General features: G+C 73.9%; 13 protein-coding genes and 2 pseudogenes. 3 read left to right on the top strand and 12 right to left on the bottom strand.

Going from position 1 to position 14,979, the window contains the following annotated elements; all coding sequences use genetic code 11:
• The gene (locus POD19_RS06885) at positions 1-897 is read right to left on the bottom strand and encodes a serine hydrolase domain-containing protein (protein ID WP_340309391.1); all 897 of its coding nucleotides are present in this window, start codon (positions 895-897) and stop codon (positions 1-3) included.
• A gap of 33 nt (positions 898-930) precedes the next feature.
• Positions 931-1,938, bottom strand: a complete 1,008-nt coding sequence (locus POD19_RS06880; RefSeq protein WP_144818656.1) for a cation diffusion facilitator family transporter — start codon at positions 1,936-1,938, stop codon at positions 931-933.
• Positions 1,939-2,082: 144 nt separating this feature from the next.
• Between POD19_RS06880 and POD19_RS06875 the strand changes: the two genes are divergently transcribed.
• Complete coding sequence (locus tag POD19_RS06875; RefSeq protein ID WP_144818654.1) at positions 2,083-3,213, top strand: saccharopine dehydrogenase family protein; 1,131 nt, start codon at positions 2,083-2,085, stop codon at positions 3,211-3,213.
• Between the two features lie 28 nt (positions 3,214-3,241).
• Here the strand turns inward: POD19_RS06875 and POD19_RS06870 are convergent, their stop codons facing one another.
• From POD19_RS06870 to POD19_RS06855, 4 genes are all read right to left on the bottom strand, one after another.
• A complete protein-coding gene (locus POD19_RS06870) occupies positions 3,242-3,589 on the bottom strand; it encodes a hypothetical protein (RefSeq protein ID WP_340309390.1) in 348 nt (115 codons plus the stop codon).
• Positions 3,511-4,893 (bottom strand): ABC1 kinase family protein, encoded by a 1,383-nt coding sequence (locus POD19_RS06865; RefSeq protein ID WP_340309389.1) that lies wholly within the window; start codon positions 4,891-4,893, stop codon positions 3,511-3,513. The genes POD19_RS06870 and POD19_RS06865 overlap by 79 nt, the downstream gene beginning before the upstream one ends.
• Before the next feature lie 43 nt (positions 4,894-4,936).
• The gene (locus POD19_RS06860; protein ID WP_144818652.1) at positions 4,937-6,259 is read right to left on the bottom strand and encodes a DUF4921 family protein; all 1,323 of its coding nucleotides are present in this window, start codon (positions 6,257-6,259) and stop codon (positions 4,937-4,939) included.
• 70 nt (positions 6,260-6,329) lie between these two features.
• Positions 6,330-7,340, bottom strand: coding sequence for an NADP-dependent oxidoreductase (locus POD19_RS06855; RefSeq protein WP_041105395.1), 1,011 nt, complete (start codon positions 7,338-7,340; stop codon positions 6,330-6,332).
• Between the two features lie 187 nt (positions 7,341-7,527).
• On the opposite strand from POD19_RS06855, the gene POD19_RS06850 reads away from it, so the two are divergent.
• Complete coding sequence (locus POD19_RS06850; protein WP_144818650.1) at positions 7,528-9,042, top strand: acetyl-CoA hydrolase/transferase family protein; 1,515 nt, start codon at positions 7,528-7,530, stop codon at positions 9,040-9,042.
• A gap of 139 nt (positions 9,043-9,181) precedes the next feature.
• Here POD19_RS06850 and POD19_RS06845 read toward each other — a convergent pair.
• Both POD19_RS06845 and POD19_RS06840 read right to left on the bottom strand, forming a co-directional pair.
• Positions 9,182-9,608 (bottom strand): annotated as a pseudogene (locus POD19_RS06845) (DoxX family protein).
• Positions 9,608-10,027 carry an organic hydroperoxide resistance protein gene (locus POD19_RS06840; RefSeq protein ID WP_063190262.1) on the bottom strand — a complete coding sequence of 140 codons (420 nt, stop codon included), beginning with the start codon at positions 10,025-10,027 and terminating at the stop codon, positions 9,608-9,610. Before POD19_RS06840 ends, POD19_RS06845 begins: the two are co-directional and overlap by 1 nt.
• Before the next feature lie 111 nt (positions 10,028-10,138).
• On the opposite strand from POD19_RS06840, the gene POD19_RS06835 reads away from it, so the two are divergent.
• Positions 10,139-10,630, top strand: a complete 492-nt coding sequence (locus POD19_RS06835; RefSeq protein WP_049145888.1) for a MarR family winged helix-turn-helix transcriptional regulator — start codon at positions 10,139-10,141, stop codon at positions 10,628-10,630.
• A gap of 31 nt (positions 10,631-10,661) precedes the next feature.
• On the opposite strand, the gene POD19_RS06830 is transcribed toward POD19_RS06835, so the two are convergent.
• The 4 genes and pseudogenes from POD19_RS06830 to POD19_RS06815 all read right to left on the bottom strand — a co-directional run bounded on the left by POD19_RS06830 (position 10,662) and on the right by POD19_RS06815 (position 14,967).
• Entirely contained in the window at positions 10,662-11,468 is an 807-nt protein-coding gene (locus tag POD19_RS06830; RefSeq protein WP_036316503.1) for an alpha/beta fold hydrolase, read from the bottom strand.
• 26 nt (positions 11,469-11,494) lie between these two features.
• Positions 11,495-12,504, bottom strand: a pseudogene (locus POD19_RS06825) (NADP-dependent oxidoreductase).
• Between the two features lie 41 nt (positions 12,505-12,545).
• The gene (locus POD19_RS06820; protein ID WP_036316400.1) at positions 12,546-13,229 is read right to left on the bottom strand and encodes a type 1 glutamine amidotransferase domain-containing protein; all 684 of its coding nucleotides are present in this window, start codon (positions 13,227-13,229) and stop codon (positions 12,546-12,548) included.
• An 85-nt stretch (positions 13,230-13,314) separates the two neighbouring features.
• A complete protein-coding gene (locus POD19_RS06815; RefSeq protein WP_144818648.1) occupies positions 13,315-14,967 on the bottom strand; it encodes an ABC-F family ATP-binding cassette domain-containing protein in 1,653 nt (550 codons plus the stop codon).
• Positions 14,968-14,979 lie beyond the last annotated feature (12 nt).

Here is a 14,979-nt window from a genome sequence, read left to right as displayed (position 1 = left end):
TCAGGCCGAGCCCGTAGGTGCCGGTCCCGGCCCCCGCGGGAAGGAGGCCTCGGCCCGGTGCATCAGGCGCAGCGCGTGCTCGTCCAGCAGCTCGCGCCGGTCCAGGGCGAGAGCGGAGAAGAAGCGGCTGAGCTCCTCCGCCGTGGAGACGAAGCCGGTGGCCGCGGCCAGCGCGCCGGTGGCGGTCGGTGCCACGGTCACCCGACGCCCACGGCCGTGGGCCCGGGTGTGGCCGACGACGGCCCGGCCCGCCGCGTCGTCGTCGATCTCGGGGCGGGTGTCGGTGAGGCCGAGCGGGACGAGGATGTCCTCCGTGACGTGCTCGGCGTAGCCGCGGCCCGTGACTGCCTCGATGATCGCCCCGAGCAGGCCGTACCCGATGTTCGAATACTTGAAGCGCTCCTGCGGGGCGTAGGTGGCGCCGTGGTCCCGGACGATCGCGCGCAGGGCGTCGGCGTCCGGGAAGGGGCCGTCGAGCTGCCAGTGGTCCGCGTCCACCCCGTCGCGGATGGCGCCGGAGGTGTGCGAGAGCAGCTCGCGGACGGTGACCCGGGCCAGCGGGGTGTCGGCACAGTCGGGCAGTCGTTCGGCCACGGTGTCGTCCAGGCGCAGACGACCGGCGGCGACCAGGCGCAGCACGGCGACGGCCGTGAAGGTCTTGGAATGGCTGGCCACGCGGAACAGGTGGCCGGTGGTCAGCTCCGCCCCGGTGGCCTCGTCGGCCACCCCGAACGCGGCGGAGAGCACCAGCTCGTCGCCGAGCCGCACGGCCACCTGGGCGCCGGGCACGTGCCGCGTCTCCACCTGGGTGGCCAGCCACCGGGACAGGTACGGGGCCGCCTCCCGGAGGCGGTCGAGGGACGGAGCGGGCGGCGGGGCGGGGGTGGTCTGGGTCACGAGAGGCCACTGTACGATGCCGGCCGCGCGGGCTCAGGCGCGGGCGTTCTGCGATTCCGGGTCCAGGGGCGCGTGGGCGGGGTTGGACAGGGAGAGCACGACGGCGGCCACGCGCGGGTGCTCGAGGAGGGCGTCCTCCACGCGCTGGAGCAGGACCGCGGCCTCGCTCTCCCGCTCGTCCCCGGCCAGGTCCACGGCCCCGACGACGAAGAGCTTCTCCGGACCGACGTACTCGAGGTGCAGGTAGCTCACGGAGAGCACCTCGGGCCGCTCCAGCAGCCAGCGCAGCACCCGGGTCCGGACCACCGGGTCGGCGACCTCGCCGACGAGGAACGCCATGTTCCGCGAGAGCAGGAAGATCGCGACGACCCCGAGCAGCACGCCCACGAGGATCGAGCCGGCGGCGTCCCACCGGGGGTCCCCGGTGAGCTGGTGCAGGGCGAGGGCGGCCGCCGCGATGACCAGGCCGATCAGGGCCGAGGCGTCCTCCACCCACACGGCGCGCAGGGTGGGGTCCGAGGTCTGGCGCAGGAACATGGCATCGCTGATGTGCCGCCGCTCCGCGTCGCGGCGGACGCGCCGATGCGCGTTCAGGAAGGAGACGCACTCGAGCACGAACGCGACGGCGAGCACGATGTACGCGATCGTGTACTCCGCCTCCTCCTCGGGGGCGGACCAGGCCGTGATCCCGTGCCAGACCGAGACCGCCGAGCCCACCGCGAACAGGCCGAAGGCCGCGACCATCGACCACACGTAGGCCGCCCGCCCGTAGCCCAGCGGGTGCCGCGCGTCGGAGGCTCGGCCGGCCCGACGCTCCGCCAGCAGCAGGAAGACCTCATTGCCGGCGTCGGCCCAGGAGTGTGCGGCCTCGGCCACCATCGCGGCTGAGCCGGTGACCGCGCCCACGATCGACTTCACGACGGCGATCACCGCGTTCACGCCGAGCGCGATCAGGACGGTCAGCAGGCTCTCGCCGCCGGACTCGTCGGCGGGCGAGGCGGAATGAGCGGGCGGGGCGACGGCGGGCGGAGTGCGGGTCATCCTCCGAGTCTGCTCCTGCAGGCGGGTCCCGGACCAGGCTCGCCGTGTCCGGTTCCGCCGGTCCAGGAGCGCGAGATGGGGTCCACGCGGATCGGCGCCGCCGAGCCCGTGAGGTCTCCGCGTGCGCGGCCTAGCGTGGGGCCCATGACGGATTCTCCCCTGCACCTCGACCGCCCCGACGCCCCCCGCATCATCGTGCTCGGCGCGACGGGCTACGCCGGATCCCTCGTCGTGGACGCCCTCCTGGCCCAGGGTGCACGGCCCGTGCTGGCGGGCCGGAACCGGGACTCGCTCCAGCACGCGGCGAAGCGGCACGACGGGCTGGAGGTCGCCGTCGCCGACGCCGGGGACCCCGCCTCGCTGAGGGCCCTGGTCACGGAGGGCGATGTGCTGGTCTCCACGGTCGGCCCCTTCGAACGCTACGGCCGGCCGGTCGCCCGCGCCGCCGCGGAACGGGGCGCGCACTACGTGGACTCGACCGGTGAGGTCGGCTTCGTGAAGGACCTCAAGGCGGACCTGGACGCCACCGCCCGACGCTCGGGCGCCACCCTGCTGCCCGCCCTCGGCTTCGACTACGCGCCGGGCATGCTCGCGGGCGGGCTCGCGCTGGCGGAGGCCGATGGACGGGCACGGTCCCTGCAGATCGGCTACTTCGCCGACGGCGAGCTGGACCCCCGCGTCGACCTCAGCCACGGGACGCGCCAGACGATGGTGGACGCCCTCACCGGGCGAGCCATCACGTGGCGTGGCGGGCGACTGGCGACGACGGGCCTGGCCAGTCGATCGGCCGTCTTCCGGGTCGACGGGCAGGACCGCCGTGGCGTGCTGTTCGGCGGCACGGAGTCCCTGTTCCTGCCGCGGATGCAGCCCGGCCTGGATGAGGTCGAGGTCTTCAACGGCTGGTTCCCGGCCCGGCCCACGCAGATCGGCGCCGCCGCCCTCGGTGCGGTGGGGTGGCTCCCCGGCGTCGCCCGCGGCGTGCAGGCCCTGCTGCGGCCCCTGGCCGGCGACCCGGGTGGCCCCGACGCGGCAGACCGGGCCCGCACGGGCTCCCGGGTCGGGGCGATCGCGCGCGACGCAGCCGGCCGCGTCGTGGCGGACGTGCACCTGCGCGGCCCCAACGCCTACACGTTGACCGGAGACCTCATGGCCTGGGGCGCCCGGCAGCTCGCCGCAGGCCGGGCCCGCGAGGCCGGCGTCGTCAGCCCGATCCAGGCGTTCGGCCTCGACGACTTCGAGACGGCCTGCGCCGCGGCCGGTCTGGTGCGGGCATGATCCCGACGACCGAACCCGCCCGCGGCCCTCAGCGGGGGCGACGCCGGGGGCGGCTGATCCAGGCCAGATAGGCGCTGCCCCCGGTCAGGGCGGCGCCGCCGGCGGCCACCACCGGCCCGGCGAAGCGGCCCAGCCGGTCCTTGTACGCCACGAGCACGTTCGTGCCGCCGGTGATCATCGCGGCCACCACCATGGCGGCCACCACCCGGTCGCCCGTCCGCTCGAGACGCGTCACGAGCGGCTCGAGCTCGCTCGCGCGGACGGTGACGTCGATCCCGCCGTCGTCGATGCGTTCCATCACCTTGCGGGCGTACTCCGGCAGGTCGATGCCGAGCTCGGCCGCCGCGATCGTGGCCCGGCCGATCCGACCCGCCACCCGCCGAGGGTCGAGGTGCTCCCCACGAGGCGCAGGGCGAAGGGGTCGAGCACGCGGGTGTAGTCGAAGCCGGGGTGCAGGCGGCGGCCGATGCCGTCCACGATGATCAGCATCCGCAGCAGCTGCACGAGCTCGGGCGGCAGGGACAGCCGGTGGCGCCGCACCAGGGCGAAGATCTCCGAGACCAGCTGCGCCACGCGGATGTCCTCGAGCTCGCGCCCCTCGAGGCGGCCGATGATCCGGGCCACCTCCAGCCGGAGCCGACGGCGGTCCACCGGGCCGCGCGGCGGGGCGATGTCCAGCAGGGCCCGCACCAGTCCGTCGGTGTCCTGCCGGGCCAGCGCCATGGCCAGGCCCGCGAACCGGCGCCGGAGGGACGGGGAGATCCGCCCGACGGAGCCGAAGTCGATGAACCCGACGGTCCCGTCCGGCTCGATGAACAGGTTGCCCGCGTGCGGGTCCGCGTGGAACACGCCGTGCTCGAACACCATGGCCAGCAGCACGTCGGCGGCCCGGTACGCCAGCTCCTCCCGGTCGATGCCGGCGGCGTCGAGTCCGGCCAGGTCGTCCACGCGCAGCCCGGAGAGCTCCTGCATGGTCAGCACGCGCGAGGTGGTCAGGTCCCACTCGATCCACGGGAACCGCACGCCCGGGGTGTCCCGGAAGCCGGCGGCGATCTCCTCGCAGGCCCGCGCCTCCACCACGTAGTCGAGCTCGGCGCGCAGCGAGCGGTCGAACTCGTCCACCATGGCCGGCACGTCCAGGTCGGCGACGGTCCGTGAGGCCCGCGACCACGTGGCCGCCAGCGTCCGCAGGATCTCCAGGTCCGCCTGGACCTGCTCCACCACGCCGGGCTTGCGGACCTTCACGACGACGGCGCGCCCGTCGTGCAGGCGCGCGCGGTGGGCCTGGCCGATGGAGGCGGTGGCCAGGGGCGCCCGGTCGAACCAGGCGAACAGGGTGTCGACGTCGGCGCCGAGGTCCTCCTCGACCGTCCGGGCGACGGCGTCGAAGGGCACCGCCGTCGTGCTGTCCGTGAGGCGGGCGAACGCCGCGCAGTAGGCCTCGGGGAACAGGTCCGGGCGCGCCGAGATCAGCTGCCCGAGCTTCACGAAGGTGACGCCGAGCTCCTCGAACGTGCGCACGAACAGCTCGGGGCGGGCCTCGGCGTCGATGCCCAGGTGCGGCTCCCCCTCCTCGAGGGGCAGCCACCGGGAGAGCCCGGCCTGCACGGCCGTGGCCATGAGGCCGTTGCGGGCCATGACGTGGGCGATCTCGCGGTAGCGCTGCAGGTGGAGGGCCATGGCGCCCACGCTACCGACCGCGCGGAGGGGCGAGCCTCGCCGCTCAGTCGGCGTACCGCAGGGCGCCCGGCCGGACCCGTGCGTCGGCCCCGATCCGCACCCCGTCCGCGAGCGCGCCCGCCGCCCGCAGCTCCCGCAGCCGCGCCAGCACCCGGTCCCGCACGTCCCACGGGCTGATGGTGTTGACGTTGATCTTGGTGGCGCCCTCGAAGCCGGCGAGTGTGGAGACGCGCCACTTGAGCATCACGCGCCAGGGCATCGGGGACGCGACGCCGGGCGGGCGGGTGTGCCATTCCTCGTTGGAGGGGACGTCGGGCCCGGTGGCCGCGTGGGCGGCGTGCAGCAGGTCGGACACGGCGCGCAGCTCGGCCGCGGACTGCCGCCACGGCTGCCCCACCGGGCTCGTGGAGTAGACCTCGACCGTCGGATACCGGTGGCCGAAGCCGGCGAACATCACGGCGTGCTCGTGGGCGGCGATCACGAGGTCGTGCGCCACGGCCACGTCCAGCGCGGCGTGGTTGAACACCTGCGGGTCCTCGCGCAGCCGGTCCAGGGCGGCGGCGTTCTGCGCGCCGACCTCGTCGATGGCCACGAGCTGCTTGTGCAGGTGGTCGAAGGAGGCGCCGGCGGGCTTGAGCCAGTTCTGGAACACGGAGACGTACCGCACGGCGGGCGTGGTCGCGTAGAGGTCCCGCATCGCGTCGGCGGTCAGGGCCAGGAACGCGTGGTGCTCGTCCGGGGTGAGGGTGCCCGAGGAGGCCAGCTGGTGGTCGTCCACGGCGCCGTCGACGAAGTGCCGCCGGGCGATCACGACGTCGTGCATGCCGCCGAAGAATGCGGCCGACGCCGCGATCAGCTCCGCCTCGGACATCGCCGCCGCCTCCTCCGCGGAGCGGCCGGAGGCACGCAGCTTCGCGGCGACGACGGCACGCACGTGGGCGCGGCCGGCCTCGGTGGCCAGGTATTCGTCACGGCGGCGGCGCGCGTCCGGGTCAAGTTCGTAGCCGTGGTTGAGACGCCAGTAGTCGTAGCTGAGGATCTCGAAGAGGTTGGGGACCCGGCGGAAGGCCGGGGTCGTCTCCTCGAGCCGCTCCGCGGCCGGATGCCGCAGGATCTGCCAGGTCGGGGCGCCGTCGTCGGCCCTCGTGGGCACGATGCGTGACTTCTCCGGCGGCGTCTCCAGCATCCGGTGCTCGCAGAAGGCGCAGTGCCGGCCGTGCTGGACGGGGTCGAGCGGCTGCGGGGCGGGCCGGACGAGGCCGAGCGGGCGGTGGCCGCGGCCGGGCACGGTCCAGACCTCGGTGCCGGTGAGGGGGTTGCGCTGCTTGACGGTGCCGTCCGGCAGTCGGGTGAGGGGCTCGCTCACAGACGGGTGCACGAGGCCAGGATACGAGGCGGTGCCGGCCCGGGCAGACCGGCGCCGACGCGCCCGCCGGTCAGAACTCGAGCAGCACCTTGCCCTTGGCGTGGTGGGACTCGAGACGTTCGAACGCCTGCTTCCAGTCGGCCAGGGGGTAGCGGCTGTCCACGGTCACGGCCAGCTCACCGGCGTCCACGAGCCGGACGAGCTCGGCCAGGCCCGCCCCGTCCGGATGCATGAGGAAGAACTCGTAGGTCACCCCGGCCCTCTTCGCGGCCCGGCGCACCTTCGCACTGGCCACCCGGGAGACGACGGCGGCCAGCGGCCGACGCGACGGGCGCGCGGTCTCACGAAGGCTGCCGGGGCTCGGCGGGCCCGCGATGGTCACCAGCCGGCCGCCGGGCTCGATCGAGCCGAGCAGCTCGGCCATCTGATCACCGCCGATGAGGTCGAACACCTTGTCGAAGCGCTCGCCCCCCTCTGCGACGGTGCGGGCGCGATAGTCGATCACCGCGTCGGCGCCGGCCTCGCGGACGTACGGCTCACCCGCTGCGGAGGCGGTCACGGTCACGTGCGCGCCGCGCAGGTGTGCCAGGCGCGTGGCGATCAGCCCGACGCCGCCGGCGGCCCCGGTGATCAGCAGCCGCTCCCCGGGCTGCAGGTCCAGGTGCTCCGGGCCGAGTGCCTGCTGGGCGGTCAGGCCGGCGAGCGGCAGGCCGGCCGCGTCCGTCAGGGGGATGCGGGCGGGCGCGGCGGCCACCCAGTCCGCGCGCACCGCGGCCAGCTCGGCGAACGCCCCGTGGCCGGAGGGGTCCACGCGGGTGATCACCGCGTCACCCGGGGCGAACGCGGTCACCCCGGCGCCCACGGTCTCGACGATGCCGCTGAGCTCGTTGCCGGCGACCGTGGGGAAGTCGTCGGGGGCGATGGCCTTGAAGCCGCCTTCGCGATGCATCGCGTCGACGGGGTTGAGGCCGACCGCGCGGGTGCGGATCAGCACCTCTCCGGCGCCGGCCGTGGGGGCGGGGACGTCGGTGAGGGCCATGGCCTCACGGCCGCCGTAGGACTGGAGGACGAGTGCTCGCATGCCGCCGAGCCTAGGCGCGCCGACCCGGAGTGCCGAGCCCTGTTCGCCGTCGTCGATCACGCAGGTCGGGCTCGGTCACCTCCGGCGTGATCATCCCCACGGCCACCCGTGACGCGGGTACGCTGATCGCTGTTCCACGTCACAGCGCTCTCGCTCGACTCGTCTCACCCGCACGGAGGCCTCACCCATGTCGTCCCGCATCCACCACCCCGGCCTCCGGTCGAAGGTGATGTCCGCCGCGGAGGCGGCGGCGTTCATCCAGCACGGCACCACCGTGGGCATGAGCGGGTTCACCGGGTCCGGCTACCCGAAGGCCGTGCCGATGGCGCTGGCCGAGCGGGCCAAGGAGCTGCACGCGCGCGGCGAGGAGTTCCGCATCAACCTCCACACGGGGGCGTCCACCTCCGCGGAGATGGACGGTGCGCTGGCCGAGGCGGACGCCGTCGCGCTGCGCACCCCGTTCCAGTCGGACCCGACGATGCGCGCCAAGATCAACGCGGGCGCCATCGAGTACATCGACACGCACCTGTCCCACCTGGCGCAGGCCGTGTGGAACGGCTTCTACGGGCCCATGACCACCGCGGTGATCGAGGTGTCCGGGATCCGCGAGGACGGCCGTCTCGTCCCCAGCTCCTCCGTGGGCAACAACAAGTCCTGGATCGACCTGGCGGATCAGGTGATCCTCGAGGTCAACTCGTGGCAGAGCGAGGACCTCGAGGGTCTGCATGACGTCTACTACGGCACCGCGCTGCCCCCGCACCGCTCGCCGATCATGCTCACCCACCCGGCAGACCGCATCGGTGAGACGTACCTGCGGTGCGATCCGGCCAAGGTGGTGGCCGTCGTCGAGACCCACGCCCCGGACCGCAACTCTGCCTTCAAGCCCGCCGACGCGGACTCGATCGCGATCGCCCAGCACCTCGTGGAGTTCTTCGAGCACGAGGTGGCCCAGGGCCGGTACGACGAGCGGCTGCTGCCGCTGCAGTCGGGCGTGGGCAACATCGCGAACGCGGTGATGTCCGAGCTGGTGAAGTCCCGGTTCACGGGCCTGTCCGCGTTCACCGAGGTGGTGCAGGACGGCATGCTCGACGCCCTGGACTCCGGCACCCTGGCGACCGCGTCCGCGACCGCGTTCTCCCTGTCCACCGAGGCCGCCGAACGGTTCAACGACAACGCCGCGAAGTATCGGGACAAGCTGATCCTGCGCACCCAGGAGATCTCCAACCACCCCGAGCTCGTGCGTCGCCTCGGCATCCTCGCCATGAACGGCATGCTCGAGGCCGACCTGTACGGCAACGTGAACTCCACGCACCTGATGGGCACGAAGATGATGAACGGCCTCGGCGGCTCCGGCGACTTCGCCCGCAACGCGTTCACCTCGTTCTTCCTCACCCCCTCCACGGCCAAGGGCGGGGACATCTCCTGCATCGTGCCGATGGTCTCGCACGTGGACCACACCGAGCACGACGTGCACGTGGTGGTCACCGAGCAGGGGCTGGCCGACCTGCGCGGCCTCTCCCCCAAGCAGCGCGCCCGCACGATCATCGACACGTGCGCGCACCCGGACTACAGGGAGCAGCTGCGGGACTACTTCGACCGCGCGATGCGCGGGTCGGACGGCCTGCACACCCCGCACCTGTTGGGCGAGTCCCTGTCCTGGCACCAGCGCTTCCTCGAGACCGGGACGATGCGTCAAGGCTGACGGCCCGCCGGACCGGACACCTGCGGGACACCTGCGACGGGGCACCCTACAGTGGGCCGCGCCTCGCGGCGGGGTGAGATCACGCCGGCTCCGGGCACGTGCCCGGAGCCGGCCCAGGGCCGCAGGACCGGCGACGGCGTCAGCCGCGCCCGCCCTGCTCCCGCTCGGGGATTCCCGCGGCCCACAGGGCGGCCGCGATGAGGGCGGGCTGGCCGAAGAGCCGCGCCAGGCGGCGACCGTCCGTGTCCAGCCCGAAGCCGTCCTTGCGCTCGGCGTACTGCCCGATGTTCCCGGGGTAGATCGCGGTGTAGAAGGCCGCCAGGGCGGTGCCGGTCAGGCGGCGCTGCCCGGGGAGCGCCAGCAGAGCGGCCCCGAGGCCGATCTCGGCCACGCCGGATCCGAGCACCACGAGGTCCGCCGGGAGCGGGACCCACGAGGGCACCTGGGCGCGGAACTCACGGCGCGCCACGGTGAGGTGGGACAGCCCCGCGGCGGTCATGAACCCGCCGAGGCCGAGGCGGGCGGCGGTCTGGGAGAGGGGGGACAGGCTGCCGGTGCTTCGTCATCACGCCTCCCCGAGCTCGAGGACGACGTCGATGTTGCCCCGGGTGGCGTTCGAATAGGGGCACACCTGATGCGCCTGCTCCATGAGGGCGCGGGCCTGATCCGCGGGGACATTGGGGATCACGACCTCGAGGGTGACCTCCAGGCCGAAGCCCTCACCCTGGCGGCCGATGCCCACGCGCGCGCCGACGGAGGAGTCGGTGATGTCGGCACGGGAGGCACGGGCGACCATCTGCAGGGCCGAGTGGAAGCACGCGGCGTAGCCGGCGGCGAACAGCTGCTCGGGGTTGGTGCCCTGGCCGGAGCCGCCCATTTCGGTGGGCACGGCGAGGTCGAGGTCGACCCGCCCGTCGGTGGTGCGGACATGGCCGTCGCGGCCGGCGCCGGTGCTGAGCGCCTCGGCGGTGTAGATGGTCTCCATGGGAGGTCCTTTCATCCGCCCGCCCCGTGCGGGACGAGTCGGCTCCAGCCTGCCACCCGGCTAGGTCGCGCGCAACCAAGTCGCTCCCCAGCGACCACTAGAATCGCTCCCATGGATGCCGCGCCGACCCCCAGCCTCGCCCTCGAGGACCAGCTCTGCTTCGCCCTGCACCGGGCGGCGCGCGCCGTCACGCGCGGCTACGGCCCCCTGCTCTCCCGCCTCGGCCTCACCTACCCGCAGTACCTCGTGATGCTCACCCTGTGGCAGGCGGAGAGTGATGCCTCGGCTGAGACGGAGGCGTCGACGTCGGACGCCGCCGGCGCGCTGGGGGTCGGCGCGCTGCGGGACCGGCTCGGCATGGACAACGGGACGATCACACCCCTGGTGCGGCGCCTGGCCGGCATGGGGCTCGTCACGCGGGAGCGCGACGTCCACGACGAGCGACGCGTGCTGGTCCGGCTGACGGACGAGGGACGAGCGCTGCGGGCGTCCGCCCGGACGGTCCCGGTGGACGCCCTCACCCGGATCCCCCTCGACACCACCGAGCGCCAGGTCCTCATGGACCTGCTGAACCGGATCACCGAGGCCGCCGGGCCGCGCTGAAACGGCGGGAGCGGCCCGCGCGGAGCGCGGGTCAGCGCACCCGGTCCAGGATCGCCCGGGCGACGGCGTCCGCCTCGCGCTCGGGCAGCCAGTGGTCCGCGTCGAGCGCCACGAACCGGTACTCCCCCGCCGCCTGCCCCGCCGTGAGCTCGGCGGCCCGCGGCCCCAGGGCCGCGTCCCGGGTGCCCCACACATACGTGGTGGGGACCGACACGGGCGCGCTGCTCGTGGTGGTCACCAGATCCGGGTTCGCCCGATACCAGTTCACCGGGCCGCGCAGGCTCTGCGGGGTGGAGAACCGGCGGGCGTAGTGCTCCGCCCCGGGGACCTGCCCCCGTTGCAGCAGGGAGCCCAGCCGTCGGGCGAGGATTCGTTCGGGGAGGGCCGGCGCCTGGAAGGCGGCGATGTACCAGCTGCGGCGCAGCTGGTCCGGGCCGCGCAGGGCGCGGGCCAGGGCGGCCGGGTGCGGCGTGGACAGGACCGTCAGGGACGCGACGCGCTCGGGGTGGGCGGTGGCCAGCGCCCAGGCGACGGCGCCACCCCAGTCATGGCCGACGACGTGGACGCGCCGCGCCCCCGCCGCGTCCGCCAGCGCGACGGCGTCCCCCACGAGCGCCGGGAGGCGATAGGCCGCCGTCGCCCGCGGAGCGGCCCCCGGGGAGTAGCCGCGCTGATCCGGGGCGAGCGTGCGCAGCCCCGCGGCGTGCAGCAGCGGTTCGACATGCCTCCAGGACGTGGCGTCCTGCGGGAAGCCGTGCAGCAGCAGGACCACCTCCCCCTCGGCCGGCCCGCCGTCGCGGACGTCGAAGGTCAGGCCCTGATGCCGGAAGGTGTCCATGCCGCCCCCGAGTGCGCCGTCGCCCGTCACAGCCGGACGAGCATCTTCCCCGTGTTGGCACCCTCGAGCAGGTCGATGAACGCCTGGGGTGCGTTCTCCAGCCCCTCCCGGACGGTCTCGTCCCACTGGATCTTCCCGGCGGCGACCCACGGGCCCACGCGCTCCAGGAACTCGGGGCGGACCTGCGCTGCGTACTTCTGCAGGACGAAGCCGCGCAGGGTCAGGCACTTGCCGATCGCCAGGGCGAGGTTGCGCGGGGCGGCCGGCGGCTCCGTCGAGTTGTACTGGGCGATCGCGCCGCACATCGCCACGCGGCCGTCGACCCGCATCGCGGCGATGGCGGCCTCGAGGTGGTCGCCGCCCACGTTGTCGAAGTAGACGTCGATGCCCTCCGGCGCCGCCTCGGCCAGCAGATCGGTGGGCGAGCCGTCGTGGTAGTCGAACGCGGCGTCGAAGCCCAGCTCCTTCACCCGCGCCACCTTCTCGGGCGTGCCCGCCGAGCCGACCACGCGCGAGGCGCCCAGCAGGCGGGCGATCTGGCCGGCGACCGAGCCGACGGCCCCCGCGGCGCCCGAGATGAAGACGGCGTCGCCCTCCTGCATCTCGGCCACGTGCACGAGGCCGGTGTAGGCGGTCAGACCCGTCATGCCCAGCACGCCCAGGTAGGTGCTGTCCGAGAACTGGGAGGTGTCCACGACCTGGACGGTGTCGCCGTCGAGGACGGCGTGCTCGCGCCAGCCGCGGCCGTGGAGCACGGACGTGCCCTCCGGCACGTCCGCGTGGCGCGAGGCGATCACGGTGCCCACCGCGCCGCCGTCGAGGGGGCGTCGAGTTGGAACGGAGGCACGTAGGACTCGACGTCGTTCATGCGGCCGCGCATGTACGGGTCCACGGACATCACGGTGTTGCGCACGAGGACCTGGCCCTCGGCGAGCTCGGGGAGCTCGACCTCCGTGAGGCGGAAGTTCTCCGGCGTCGGGGCGCCGTGGGGGCGGGAGGCGAGGTGGATCTCGCGCGTGTGGGTGGGGGTGCTCATGGTGGTCTCCTCGGGGTCGAAGCGGCGGGCTCGGCGGGGGGTCAGCGCGCGAGCAGGTCCAGGAGGCGGCGGGCGGCGTCGCCGGAGGAGGCCGGGTTCTGGCCGGTCACCAGGGTGCCGTCCGTGACCACGAAGCTCTCCCCGTCCGGGCCCTTGCGGTAGTCCGCTCCGGCGGCGATCAGCGCGTCCTCGACGAGGAACGGGACGACGTCCGTCAGCTGGGCGGCCTCCTCCTCGCCGTTGGTGAACCCGGTGACCTGACGGCCGCGCACGAACGGGGTGCCGTCGGCGGCGGTGATCGGGTGCAGGATCCCGGGCGCGTGGCAGACGAGGCCGAGCGGGCGCCCGGCCGCGTCGCTGTCGAGGATGATCCGCGTGGAGTCGGCGTCGGACACCAGGTCCCACAGCGGGCCGTGACCGCCCGGGTAGAAGACGGCGTCGAACCCGTCCACGTCCACCTGCGCCAGGGGCGTGGTGTGGGCCAGGGCGGCCTTGGCCTCCTCGTCCTGGTCGAACCGGCGGGTGGCCTCGGTCTGCATCTCCGGCTTCGAGCTCGTCGGGTCGATGGGCGGCTGGCCGCCGCGGGGCGAGGCGAGGGTGACCTCGTGGCCGGCGTCCGTGAAGACATAGTAGGGCGAGGCGAACTCCTCGAGCCAGAACCCGGTCTTGCGGCCGGTGTCGCCCAGCTGGTCGTGCGAGGTGAGGATCATCAGGATGCGGGACATGTCTGGGGCCCTTTCGTCGGTGGGGACTGAACTCTCATGGTCGTACACAACCGAATCTCGGGCAAGGGTGACGGTGCCCGGGTCGTCAGCGCTCCGTCACCCGCCCGTCCTGGACCTGCCAGCGACGGTCGGTGCGGACGGTGTCCAGCATGCGGCGGTCGTGGGTGACGAGCAGCAGGGCGCCCTCATAGGTCTCCAGGGCCTGTTCGAGCTGCTCGATGGCCTCCAGGTCCAGGTGGTTGGTGGGCTCGTCGAGCACCAGGACGTTCACCCCGCGGGCCTGGAGCAGGGCCAGGGATGCCCGGGTGCGCTCGCCGGGCGAGAGCTCGTCCACGGGGCGGTTCACGTGGTCGGCCTTGAGGCCGAACTTGGCCAGCAGGGTGCGCACCTCCCCGGAGGCCATCTCGGGCACGAGCGCCTCGACGGCCGCGGCGAGCGGGACGGTCCCGGCCAGCAGCGAGCGCGCCTGGTCGATCTCCCCGATCTGCACGCTGGAACCCAGGGCGGCCGTGCCCTCGTCCGGGGCCTGGCGGCCCAGCAGCCCGCGCAGCAGGGTGGACTTGCCGGCCCCGTTGGGCCCGGTGATGCCGATCCGCTCCCCCGCGTTCACCTGGCGGGACACCGGGCCGAGCGTGAAGCCGCCCTGCCGGAAGACGGCGTCGTTGAGGGTGGCGACCACCGAGCTGGAGCGCGGCGCCGCACCGATGGTGAACTCCAGCCTCCACTCCTTGCGCGGCTCCTCCACCTCCTCCAGGCGCGCGATGCGGCTCTCCATCTGCCGGACCTTCTGGGCCTGCTTCTCGCTCGACTCACTGTTGGCCCTGCGGCGCAGCTTGTCGTTGTCCGGGGACTTCTTCACCGCGTTGCGCACGCCCTGGCTGGACCACTCCCGCTGGGTGCGGGCGCGGGAGACGAGGTCCTGCTTCTGCTCGGCGAACTCCTCGTACTTCTCCCGGGCCTGGCGGCGCAGGGTGGCCCGCTCCTCGAGGTAGGCCTCATAGCCGCCGCCGTAGACGCGGTTGGTGCGCTGGGCGAGGTCGAGCTCCAGGACGCGGGTGACGCAGCGGGCCAGGAACTCGCGGTCGTGGCTCACCAGCACGACGCCGCCGCGCAGCTCCTGCACGAAGGCCTCCAGGCGGGTCAGGCCGTCGAGGTCCAGGTCGTTGGTGGGCTCGTCCAGGAGCACGACGTCGAAGCGGGACAGCAGCAGCGCGGCGAGGCCGACGCGGGCGGCCTGCCCACCGGAGAGGGAGGTCATGAGGACCTGTTCCGGGGAGGCGGAGAGGTCCAGGCCGAGGTCGGCCAGGACGGCGGGGATGCGCTCCTCCAGGTCCGCGGCGCCGGAGGCCAGCCAGCGGGTGAGGGCGGTGTTGTAGCGGTCCGCGGCGGCGTCGGCGACGTCCGGGTCCGCCAGGGCCTCGGCGGCCTCGTCCATCTCGGTCTGCGCGGCGGCGCACCCGGTGCGGCGGGCGATGTACCCGGCGACCGTCTCCCCCGGCACCCGCTCGTGCTCCTGCGGCAGCCAGCCCACGAACGCGTCGGCCGGGGCCAGGCTGACCGTGCCGGCCTGCGGCGCGAGGTCCCCGCCGAGGATGCGCAGCAGGGTGGACTTGCCCGCGCCGTTGGCCCCCACGACGCCGACGACGTCCCCGGGCGCGACCGTGAGGTCCAGATCCTCGAAGAGCGTGCGGTGGCCGTGGCCGCCGGCGAGGCCGGAGGCGACAAGGGTGGCGGTCATGGTGCTCCTGAC

The sequence above is a fragment of the Micrococcus sp. GPGPB33 genome, assembly GCF_037853785.1.
Classification (GTDB): domain Bacteria; phylum Actinomycetota; class Actinomycetes; order Actinomycetales; family Micrococcaceae; genus Micrococcus; species Micrococcus luteus.
This window is presented reverse-complemented; position numbering and strand designations above follow the sequence as displayed.

Coding starts and splice junctions, on each gene's coding strand:
- POD19_RS06880 (WP_144818656.1), bottom strand. CDS start 1,938: ATGACCCGCACTCCGCCCGCCGTCGCCCCGCCCGCTCATTCCGCCTCG.
- POD19_RS06875 (WP_144818654.1), top strand. CDS start 2,083: ATGACGGATTCTCCCCTGCACCTCGACCGCCCCGACGCCCCCCGCATC.
- POD19_RS06865 (WP_340309389.1), bottom strand. CDS start 4,893: ATGGCCCTCCACCTGCAGCGCTACCGCGAGATCGCCCACGTCATGGCC.
- POD19_RS06855 (WP_041105395.1), bottom strand. CDS start 7,340: ATGCGAGCACTCGTCCTCCAGTCCTACGGCGGCCGTGAGGCCATGGCC.
- POD19_RS06850 (WP_144818650.1), top strand. CDS start 7,528: ATGTCGTCCCGCATCCACCACCCCGGCCTCCGGTCGAAGGTGATGTCC.
- POD19_RS06840 (WP_063190262.1), bottom strand. CDS start 10,027: ATGGAGACCATCTACACCGCCGAGGCGCTCAGCACCGGCGCCGGCCGC.
- POD19_RS06835 (WP_049145888.1), top strand. CDS start 10,139: ATGGATGCCGCGCCGACCCCCAGCCTCGCCCTCGAGGACCAGCTCTGC.
- POD19_RS06830 (WP_036316503.1), bottom strand. CDS start 11,468: ATGGACACCTTCCGGCATCAGGGCCTGACCTTCGACGTCCGCGACGGC.
- POD19_RS06820 (WP_036316400.1), bottom strand. CDS start 13,229: ATGTCCCGCATCCTGATGATCCTCACCTCGCACGACCAGCTGGGCGAC.
- POD19_RS06815 (WP_144818648.1), bottom strand. CDS start 14,967: ATGACCGCCACCCTTGTCGCCTCCGGCCTCGCCGGCGGCCACGGCCAC.